Annotated in this window: 11 protein-coding genes and 1 tRNA gene; 5 read left to right on the forward strand and 7 right to left on the reverse strand. The window is 66.7% G+C overall.

Going from position 1 to position 9,121, the window contains the following annotated elements; translation table 11 throughout:
- Positions 1-386, reverse strand: a 386-nt coding sequence (locus tag A5711_RS20220) for a TetR/AcrR family transcriptional regulator (protein ID WP_156745010.1), incomplete at its 3' end; no start/stop codon positions are given.
- A gap of 225 nt (positions 387-611) precedes the next feature.
- On the opposite strand from A5711_RS20220, the gene A5711_RS20225 reads away from it, so the two are divergent.
- From A5711_RS20225 to A5711_RS20240, 4 genes are read left to right on the forward strand one after another with little or no spacing between them, the layout of a single operon-like run.
- A complete protein-coding gene (locus A5711_RS20225) occupies positions 612-1,409 on the forward strand; it encodes an SDR family NAD(P)-dependent oxidoreductase (protein WP_067277377.1) in 798 nt (265 codons plus the stop codon).
- Positions 1,410-1,432: 23 nt separating this feature from the next.
- The gene (locus tag A5711_RS20230; protein WP_067760405.1) at positions 1,433-1,861 is read left to right on the forward strand and encodes a Zn-ribbon domain-containing OB-fold protein; all 429 of its coding nucleotides are present in this window, start codon (positions 1,433-1,435) and stop codon (positions 1,859-1,861) included.
- Positions 1,862-1,869: 8 nt separating this feature from the next.
- Positions 1,870-3,033, forward strand: coding sequence for a thiolase family protein (locus A5711_RS20235; protein ID WP_231987006.1), 1,164 nt, complete (start codon positions 1,870-1,872; stop codon positions 3,031-3,033).
- 46 nt (positions 3,034-3,079) lie between these two features.
- The gene (locus A5711_RS20240; protein ID WP_067949658.1) at positions 3,080-3,952 is read left to right on the forward strand and encodes an NAD(P)-dependent oxidoreductase; all 873 of its coding nucleotides are present in this window, start codon (positions 3,080-3,082) and stop codon (positions 3,950-3,952) included.
- A gap of 390 nt (positions 3,953-4,342) precedes the next feature.
- On the opposite strand, the gene A5711_RS20245 is transcribed toward A5711_RS20240, so the two are convergent.
- The 3 genes from A5711_RS20245 to A5711_RS20255 all read right to left on the reverse strand — a co-directional run bounded on the left by A5711_RS20245 (position 4,343) and on the right by A5711_RS20255 (position 5,566).
- A tRNA-Arg gene (locus A5711_RS20245) sits at positions 4,343-4,415 on the reverse strand.
- Positions 4,416-4,613: 198 nt separating this feature from the next.
- On the reverse strand, positions 4,614-5,066 hold the full coding sequence (locus A5711_RS20250; RefSeq protein ID WP_156673179.1) for a DUF5709 domain-containing protein: 453 nt from the start codon (positions 5,064-5,066) through the stop codon (positions 4,614-4,616).
- Between the two features lie 74 nt (positions 5,067-5,140).
- Entirely contained in the window at positions 5,141-5,566 is a 426-nt protein-coding gene (locus A5711_RS20255) for a hypothetical protein (RefSeq protein ID WP_156673178.1), read from the reverse strand.
- A gap of 276 nt (positions 5,567-5,842) precedes the next feature.
- Between A5711_RS20255 and A5711_RS26980 the strand changes: the two genes are divergently transcribed.
- Complete coding sequence (locus A5711_RS26980) at positions 5,843-6,010, forward strand: hypothetical protein (protein ID WP_156673177.1); 168 nt, start codon at positions 5,843-5,845, stop codon at positions 6,008-6,010.
- A gap of 15 nt (positions 6,011-6,025) precedes the next feature.
- Here A5711_RS26980 and A5711_RS20260 read toward each other — a convergent pair whose 3' ends face one another.
- The 3 genes from A5711_RS20260 to A5711_RS20270 all read right to left on the reverse strand — a co-directional run.
- Positions 6,026-7,423, reverse strand: a complete 1,398-nt coding sequence (locus A5711_RS20260; RefSeq protein ID WP_082975784.1) for a phosphoribosyltransferase family protein — start codon at positions 7,421-7,423, stop codon at positions 6,026-6,028.
- A gap of 114 nt (positions 7,424-7,537) precedes the next feature.
- Positions 7,538-8,332 (reverse strand): LLM class F420-dependent oxidoreductase, encoded by a 795-nt coding sequence (locus A5711_RS20265; RefSeq protein ID WP_082975785.1) that lies wholly within the window; start codon positions 8,330-8,332, stop codon positions 7,538-7,540.
- Between the two features lie 54 nt (positions 8,333-8,386).
- On the reverse strand, positions 8,387-9,121 hold a 735-nt coding region (locus A5711_RS20270), incomplete at its 5' end, for a poly-gamma-glutamate hydrolase family protein (RefSeq protein WP_067949663.1).

Here is a 9,121-nt window from a genome sequence, read left to right on the forward strand (position 1 = left end):
CCGTCGGCGACCATGTGCCGCATCAGCTCGGCATCGTCGGCCATCAAACGGTTCCGTGTGCGATGGTCGAGCAGGATTCTGGCGTGGGTTTCCGCCATCGCGCCGACCTGCTCAGCCAGCGTGTTCTTCTTGGACATGGCGGAAGCGACCTCCCGATAAAACCGCTGCGCACCGAATTCGATCGCGGCGTCGATGAGCATGTTGCGGTCTTCGAAGTACCGGTACACCGTGCCCCGCGAGACCTTCGCCATGCGCGCCACGTCCTGCACACTGGTGCGCTGGATGCCCAGCTGGGCGAAGCATTCGTTTGCCGCGTCGAGAATCTGGTCCCGGCGGTCGACGTCGGCGCCGGCCGCCGATTCGCTGGTGACCGGATCAGTCAACATCTCACTCCTACGAAGGCCAAGGGCGGTGATCTCAGCTCTTCATGCTACGCGACGTGCGGCTTTGCGCCCGGGAGCCGCACCGGCCCTGCGAAGACTGCCGCACCCCTGGGTCCTTCGCACGGCGGGGGTTCGAGGCGGGTGTACTAGGCACCGCCGCGGCGATCTGCAATCATTGGATAATTGAACGCTTAATGTTCCATTGTTACATCGCAGCAAGGAGTGGTCTTGTCTCGTCTCGAGGACAGATACGCGCTGGTTACCGGCGGGGCTCAGGGGTTGGGCGGGGCCATCGCCGAGGAGTTGGCCAGCCTGGGCGCTCACGTTTCGATCGTCGATCTCAACGGGGAGAAGGGCCTTGAGCGCGTCGAGCGCATTCGGGGCAATTCCGGGCGGGCCTCCTTCATCAGGGCCAACGTCGCCCATCGCGATGCGATTGAAGCCGCCGTTCAGGAGGCGGCGGAAACCGGGGGCGGCCGCATCGACGTCTTGGTCAACGCGGCGCAGTTCTTCGCCATGCCGAAGGCGCTGGAATTGGTCACCGATAAGGATTGGGAGCTTTCCGAGGCCACGGGGCCCAAGGCTACGTTCCGGTTCATGCAGCTCTGCTTCCCGTTCCTGCGCGAGTCGGGGCGGGCGTCGGTGATCAACTTCGTGTCGGGCTCCGCCCTCGCCGGCATCGCCTACACCGCTCCCTATTCGGCGGCCAAGGGCGCGGTGGCGGCGCTGACCAAGGTGGCCGCCAACGAGTGGGCTCGCCACCGCATCCGCGTCAACGCGGTGTGCCCGTTCGCCCTTACGGAGGCCCAGGAGAAACTGATCGGCACCGAGTGGGACAACTACACGCGGACGGCCGCGGCCTCGCCGATGAAGCGCGGCGCCAGCCCCGTGGAGATCGCGCCCGCCGTGGCCTTCCTCGCGGGGGACGACGCGGCGTTCGTGACCGGCACGGTGCTCCACGTCGATGGGGGCATGACCGAACTGTCTACGGTGGACTACTCGCAATCGCCGGGAGTATTTGGCTAGCAGTCGAATCGCCTATATACCCCATGACTCACATACCAGACACTTCCCGGCCGGTTCCAGCGCTGACCGCTCTAAGTCGGCCCTTCTGGACCGCCGGTGCCGACGGAGTGCTGCGCATGCAACGCTGCACCGACTGCGGGCGGTTGTGCCACCCGCCCGCGCTGCTGTGCCCTGTCGACCACGCGGCGACCGAGTATGTCGACCTCAGCGGCCGCGGGTTCGTCGAATCCTGGACGGTGAATCGCCATCAGTGGTTCCCGGGGTTCGCGCCGCCCTATCTGATCGCATTCGTCACTCCGGTCGAGGACAGGAGGGCGCGCCTGCTGACCAACCTGGTGAACGTTCATCCCGCCGAGGTCACCGCGAACATGCCCGTTCGGGTGACGTTCGATCGATGCCTAGACGGTGAAGACGAGGTGTTCATTCCATTGTTCGAGCCGGAGCGCTGGTGAATAAGGGGGTGACCGATCGGGCGGTCATCAGCGGTATCGGTCAGTCGGCAATCGGCCGCCGGCTGGGGCGGGACCCGCTGGAGCTGACCGCCGAAGCGTGTCTGGCCGCGGTTGCCGACGCGGGTCTGTCGTTGGCCGACATCGACGGGCTCACAACATATCCCGGGTCGTCGCAACCGGGCGTCGGGTTCTCGGGGGCGTCGTTGCGGGACATCCACGACGCGCTGGGAATCCAGCCGAACTGGGTCGCCGGGGGAGTGGAATCCCCTGGGCAGCTGGGCGCCGTGGTGGACGCAATGCTCGCTGTCGCGGGCGGGCTTGCCGACCACGTCCTGTGTTGGCGCAGCATCTGGGAGGGCACGGCTCAGGGCGCCGGCCGGCGCAAGGGCTACGGGTCTGGCGGCGGCCGCCCCGCCGGGATGCTGGGCTGGCAGATGCCATTTGGTGCGACGGCGGCCAACCTGGCGGCGCTGCAGATTCGCGCGCGAATGCTGCGGTACGGCCTGACTCGGGAGCAACTCGCGTCGATAGCCATCGCGCAACGGGCCCACGCCGCCCGCAACCCCACGGCGATCTATCGCGACCCACTCGACCTGGACGCCTATCTGGGCGCGCGCATGGTTTCTGACCCGTTGTGCATGTTCGACTGTGACATCGCCTGCGACGGGGCGACCGCATTCGTCGTTTCGCGTGCCGAGCACGTCGCGGGGCTGGACCACCCGGGGGTGTCGGTGGAGGCCCTCGACTGCGCCCACCACGACCGGTTCACCTGGGAGGGAGGTGAAGACATCACCCGCATCAGTTCGCGCTGGTCCACGATCTGGGATCGCACCGACTTCACCATCGCCGACGTCGACGTGGCCTCGTTGTATGACGGGTTCAGTGTCTTCGTGCTCTGCTGGCTGGAGGACTTCGGTTTCTGCCCGGTCGGCGAATCCGGCGCGTGGGTCGCCGATCCGGGGCGCATCTCGCTGGGCGGACAATTTCCCATCAACACTGCCGGAGGGCAGCTATCCGGAGGACGTCTGCACGGCTTCGGACATCTGCATGAAGCGTGCCTGCAAATCCGTGGCGAGGCGGCTGCGCGACAGGTCGACGGCGCGAAGCTGGCCGCGGTCGGTGTCGGGGCGGCCAACAGCGGCACCACCGCGATGCTGCTGCGGCGGGCCTGAGAATGCCGTCGTGCACAATGATCGTGCGACTCCGAGGAGGTAGTTGATGGCCGAAGATCAGGCGCCGAAGTTGGGCTTCATCGGGCTGGGCAATCTTGGTGCGCCCATGGCCAAGCGGCTGGTCGGCTGGCCGGGCGGGTTGATCGTTTTCGACGTAAGGCCGGATGCGACAACGTCATTCGCCGACGCCGGAGTGCAGGTCGCCGACACCGTGGATGATGTGGCGGCCGCAGACATCATCAGTGTCATGGTGCTGAACGACGAGCAAGTGCGCGACGTCGTGGCACGGCTCGCCCCGCTCGCCAAGCGCGGCACCGTCATCGCGATCCACTCGACGATAGACCACAGAACCGCGGTCGAACTCGCGGCAGAACTGGAGCCGACCGGCGTTCACGTCATCGATGCACCGGTCAGCGGCGGCGTGGAAGCGGTGAAGACGGGTGACCTGGCTGTCATGGTGGGTGCCGAACGGGACGTCTACGACCGCGTCAAGCCGGCCTTCAAGCAGTGGGCGTCGATGGTGGTTCACGCGGGGGCACCCGGCTCGGGGACCCGGATGAAGCTGGCGCGCAACATGCTGACTTTCACCTCTTTTGCGGCCGCCTGCGAAGCGATGAAGCTCGCCGAGTTGGCGGGTCTCGATGTGCAAGCGTTCAGCCGGGTTGTGCGCCACACTGACGCACACAGCGGTGGCACCGGTGCAATGATGTTCCGCGATGACATGAGCAAGCCGCTCGCCCCAGACCACTTTCTTTACCAGCCCTTCCTGCACACCCGCGACTTGGGAGAAAAGGACCTCAGCCTTGCCCTGGGGCTCGGCGGGGAAGTGGGAGTGGATCTGCCGCTGGCGAACATCGCTCTGCAGACTCTTGCCGAAGGGCTCGGCGTGCCACGCCCCCCGGTGACCGAATCTCCGTGATCAAGAACCGCCGCTCCGCTGCATACAGATTGGCGAGCTGGATTCGATCGAGGTCCAGGGGAGGTGGACGTATCCGCGTGCCTTCACGGCATCCGGCATCTGATGCGGACACGACACCGGCCGATGCGACCCCTGGCGCGCCCGCATCCAGCCCTCCCGGCCAGCGACCTCATATCGGGCCAACCAGCAACATAGCCTCGTGAGGCGCCACCCTGGTCTTGGTCGGCGGCCTGCGCCGCGGTCAACCCGTGACTGTTCGGCCACGCTCAACTCCCTCATCTAGGGAGTGTCAAGGATCAACCGAACCTGGTGTAAAGGATCAACCGAACCACTGTCAGGCAACACGCGAAGACAAAATGTCACCCATCAGCCGAGGTGACACGCCGTGAGTGCCCCCGGCAGGATTCGAACCTGCGACACCGGCTTTAGGAGAGCCGTGCTCTATCCCCTGAGCTACGAGGGCGGGCCGTCTGCGGACACCTGACCGCACCCGGGTCGCGTCCATGAAGGCGTTCAGAAGGTGCATCGAGCGTCCTGCGCCGTGAGTGTAGCCGGTCCACTCATGGCGACAATTGCCCTTCCATGCCTTCGCCCACGGTAGCGGTTGCTCAACGCGGTTGGGTTCCAGCCGGCAATGTCGTCGCCGAGGGTCCCGGTTCGGTCAGTCCTCGTCCTCGATGACGTGCATCGCGGCTTCCTCGGCGGACGCCGCGCCCCCGTCGAGCCCGACGTCTGAGGCGAGCAGTTCATCCTCGTAGTCCCCGCCGAATCCCTCGTCCGGCGCTACCAGGCGGCCGGCTCGGGCGCGGCCCACCTCGCGCCGCTCAGGGAATTCGCACTCGCGCTCGGATGCATCAGAGCGTTGTTGCTCGGCGTCGTCGAGCGGGACGTTGATGCGCGCTGCCGGATCCGGCTCTTCCTCCGCGAGCAGTTGATCCATCGTCTCGCCCGGGCCGAATGCGCCTCGCCCATAAGGCCGCTCGGGTGGTGAATACCCCTCGTCGAGGATGTCGTCCACACCGCGATCTATCAGGGTGTCCTCTGGCTGAAGCTGGTTGTCGTCCTCGCCGCTGTATTCGCCGGCAGCGGGGCCGGTCTCGAAGTGAAAAGTCACGATTCGCCTACCGTGTGTCGTCTGTCCGATTGATACCTATTGTGTTTCACCATATTTGGATCGCTCAAGGCTGCTCAGCCGAGCCGCTCGATCTCGTCGGCCGCGTCGGTCAACGCCGCGGCGAGTTCGCGCGCGGCTATCCCGTCCAGCGCGTCCAGGTGGCGGGCATGCACGGCGATCCACCGGCGCGTCGAGCCGTCGACCTGCTGTCGGCCATAGATCTGAACGCGCGCCCGCCCGCCCCGCCGTGTGGTCCCCTCAAAGTCGCGAAACCAGTTCCTGTCGAGCTGCCAGTCGAAGGTGCGAACCGCACCGTCGGGGGGCGCGATGGTGTCGAATGGCATCCCCGCGGACACGTTCTTGGCGGCCCATTGCCGCGCCATGTCCAGCAGCGTCTGCGGTTCGTCGCGTTCGAGGCGTTCGAGCTGAGCGATCTGCGCAGCGGTGAGCTGGTCGGCCACGTCGCGCCAGGTTTGGGCGGTGTCGTCAGATGTGGTCATGCTCTGCAGTCTGCGCGGCTGACCCATTGCCGGCGAGAGTCGAAAGTCATGTCTTAAGTTCACTTTTGTCGGGTGGGTTCGGCCTGGCAGTGGGCCGCCCTGTGTCAGATTGCGATTCCATGGCTTTACCCAACTCGCGAGGCCCTCTGGTCGGCGCGGGCGCCGGCAATGTCCGGAATAACACTACGCGGCAACCGATTTCGTCAAACACAGCCCAGGACTGCCGAAGGCGCGGAGAATGACGACCGGGATCGTGACTCCGGAAGGGAGCATGCAATGGCCGCAGACCCACAATGCGCCCGCTGCAAACAAACCATCGGACCGGGATGGCTCTACCTGACCGCGAATCGCCGCGGCCAGGCCGCGCCGGCCGATGACGACGCGGTACTGATCCACCTACCCGACGAGTGCCCGCGGGCCGGGGAGCACGTGCCGCCTAGCTAGACATCAAAGCCGTTGCTACGGATTCGCGGTGAGAGCTGCCGGGCTCAGGTGGTCGATGAACCAATCGCGGGCCAGCATCGCGGCTCGCTCGAGCGTCCCAGGTTCTTCGAAGAGGTGGGTGGCGCCCGGCACGACGGCGAGTTCGCACTTGCCGGGGATCGCGGCTCGCGCTTGCCGATTCAGCTCCAGCACCATTTCGTCGTTGCCGCCCACGATCAGCAGCGTCGGCGCGTGCACCCTGGCCAGGAACGGACCCGCGAGATCGGGCCGCCCGCCCCGGGACACCACCGCCGCGACGTTCACGCGCGGGTCGGTGGCGGCGACCAGGGCAGCGCCCGCGCCGGTGCTGGCGCCGAAGTAGCCGACCGGCAACGCGGCGGTGTCTTCCTGGCGGCTCAGCCAGCCGGTGACATCGACCAGTCGGCGCGCCAACAGCTCAATGTCGAACACATTGGCGCGATTTCGTTCCTCTTCCGGGGTGAGCAGGTCGAACAGCAGCGTCGCCAGGCCCGCGTCGTTCAACACGTCGGCCACGTAGCGATTGCGGGGGCTGCGCCGGCTGCTCCCACTGCCGTGCGCGAACAGCACCACGCCGACCGGATGTTCGGGAATCGTCAGATGTCCGGCCACCGACGCCGAACCGGCGCTCACCCTCACTTCCTCGTCGCGTAGGGGCGGGTCGGCCGCGGCGGCGTCGCCGACCGGCCCGCGAGAACCGTCGCGGGCGCGACCGAGGAGCGCGACCACCTCGTCGTCGGACGTCTGGGTGAAGTTGCGGTAGCCCTGCCCAACGGCGAAGAAGAACTCGGGCGTATGCAAACAAACCACGTCGTCGGCGTACCCGGCGAATCGTTCGAAGACATCGCGTCCGCCGATCGGAACGGCCAGCACAACCCTGCTTGCCCCCTGGGCGCGGGCCACCTCGCAGGCGGCTCTGGCCGTCGCGCCGGTCGCGACGCCGTCATCGACGATCACCGCGGTGCGTCCCGCCAACGGGATCCGGTCATGCCCGCTGCGGAACCGTTCCGAGCGACGAGCCAACTCGGCCCGCTGCTTCGCCTCGACGGCGGCAATCTCGTCCGCGGACAACCGGGCCTCCCGCACCACGGCGTCGTTGATCACCCGCACCCCGCCCTCGCCGATCGCCCCGAAGGCCAATTCGGGCTGGAACGGGACCCCGAGCTTGCGCACCACCAGTACATCGAGCGGGGCATGGAGGGCCTTGGCGACCTCGAAGGCCACCGGCACACCGCCGCGTGGGAGGCCCAGCACCACAACACCGTGACCGCGCAACGATTCCAGGCTTCTGCCCAGCTCTCGTCCGGCGTCAACACGATCGTCGAACAGTCTCGAATCGCCGCGCAGCGAAGCCAGCCGTTGCCCCAGCGGCCGCCCCCAATCGCTTTGAGTCATCTCCCGAGTGTGGTCGCCGTCTGCGGGCGCGCCGAAGGGCCCTAAGGCCACTTACGGGGGGACCAACGCCTCCTGACTGCTCCGGGTCACCGCGCGGCGGCCGCAGCCGACCAGTCAGCGCAGTTCCGCGATGACCTTTGCAAAGTTGTCGACGTGGTTGTCCTGGACGGTGATGAACGTGACTCCGTACTTCTCCCGGTACTCCAGCAGCGTGTCGGCCATCTCGCGGGGTGAGCCCGTCAGCACGGAGTGCATGGCCAGGATCTCCTCGTCGGACAACCCCGCCGCGTAGCGACGGGTCATCGTCAGGTCGGGCAGGCTCTCGCCCTCGACCGGGACCGCCGTGACTGCGAGGTTCAATTCGAGCGCGTCGAATCGGTCGCCGGCGGCGTTGCGGACGAACTCGACGCGTTCGGTCAGCGGGTCGTCGGCCTCTTTCACCCTCGAACCGGTCAGCCCGATGATGTCGGCGTGCTGGGCGGCGATGGTCAGCACCCGGTCGCCGTTGCCGGCGATGAGGATCGGTGTCGTCGGGTGATGCTCCTTCAGATACTTGGTCATGTGGTCGAGGTAGTCCACCCGGGCGCCGGCACTGGGGTAGGGGAGCTCTGCGGCGTCGAACTCCTCCTTGACATACCCGGTGCCGAGCCCGATTTCGAGGCGGCCGTTACTGAGCTTGTCCAGGTCGCCCAGGTCCCGGCTGAGCAGGGCGGGCTTGTAGAAGGCGGCGTTGAGCACATACATGCTCAGCTTGAGTTTGTCGGTGACCATGGCGGCCGCGGTCAGTGCCGGAATCGGGGCAACCGCGCCGAGATGGTCTGGCACGCAAAGCACATCGAATCCGATGTCTTCTGCCTGCTTAACCTTGTCGACGAAAGCTGCGCGCGACTTGATGAATCGCATGCTCATTCCGAAGCGAAATTCCTTGGCCACCAAACAACTCCGTTCAACAGATGAGGACAATTACCAACAACGTGCCGCTTCCGCCAATGCTTCGATCAGCGCCGTCGTCACCGGCGACAGGCCGTCGTCGCCGGGCAGCGGGCTGCGCGGGCTCAGACCGCGCACGCGGGGAGACAGTTCCAGCTGCGTCCCGCCGTCGCGCACCCGGTTGACCGGGTTGCCCGGATGCAGACCGCGCAACTCCGGCGGGATGTCCTCGAGGTCGGTGATCACCCGGTAGCCGGTCAACTGAATGTGCCGGGCCAGGTGTGCGGCCAGCGCGCGGTTGCGGCCGCCGGCCAGCAATTGTGTGCTGCGCCCGATGCGGCCGTAGCCGTGCAGCGACACCGCAACGTCGACGTGGTCGAGGAATTCCGCGAGCCGGGGCGACTCGGCCGGGTCGAACAGGGCCGAGGGCAGGTGGTGCGGGTAGCGGTCGGGATGACGCAGCACGTACACCGAGGCGTGTGCGGCGTCGGCGGCACGTTCGGCGATCACGTCGGTCATTTCTTCCAGCCCGCCGCCGTGGATGGCCAGAAAGCCGAAACGCGAACGTAATTGGCTGTCCTCGCTGACGCCGGGCTCGCTCAGCAGCGCTGAAAGCGATTGCGGCGCAGCGCCCGACGCCGGCATCCGGCGAGGCCAGTGCGAGGGGTCCCAGCGCCGCAAGAAGTCGATCCAGCGCTGCGGCAACCCGTGCTGTACGGCGCCGTCGATGATCTTGGGCAGGTAGCCCGGTCGGGGCGGGCCCGGTGT

The sequence above is a fragment of the Mycobacterium sp. E2238 genome, assembly GCF_001672665.1.
Taxonomy (GTDB): Bacteria; Actinomycetota; Actinomycetes; order Mycobacteriales; family Mycobacteriaceae; genus Mycobacterium.

Bases quoted from the DNA above. Each gene is read 5' to 3' on its own strand.
- A5711_RS20230 (WP_067760405.1), top strand. From the start codon at position 1,433: ATGACTCACATACCAGACACTTCCCGGCCGGTTCCAGCGCTGACCGCT.
- A5711_RS20240 (WP_067949658.1), top strand. From the start codon at position 3,080: ATGGCCGAAGATCAGGCGCCGAAGTTGGGCTTCATCGGGCTGGGCAAT.
- A5711_RS20255 (WP_156673178.1), bottom strand. From the start codon at position 5,566: ATGACCACATCTGACGACACCGCCCAAACCTGGCGCGACGTGGCCGAC.
- A5711_RS26980 (WP_156673177.1), top strand. From the start codon at position 5,843: ATGGCCGCAGACCCACAATGCGCCCGCTGCAAACAAACCATCGGACCG.
- A5711_RS20260 (WP_082975784.1), bottom strand. From the start codon at position 7,423: ATGACTCAAAGCGATTGGGGGCGGCCGCTGGGGCAACGGCTGGCTTCG.
- A5711_RS20265 (WP_082975785.1), bottom strand. From the start codon at position 8,332: ATGAGCATGCGATTCATCAAGTCGCGCGCAGCTTTCGTCGACAAGGTT.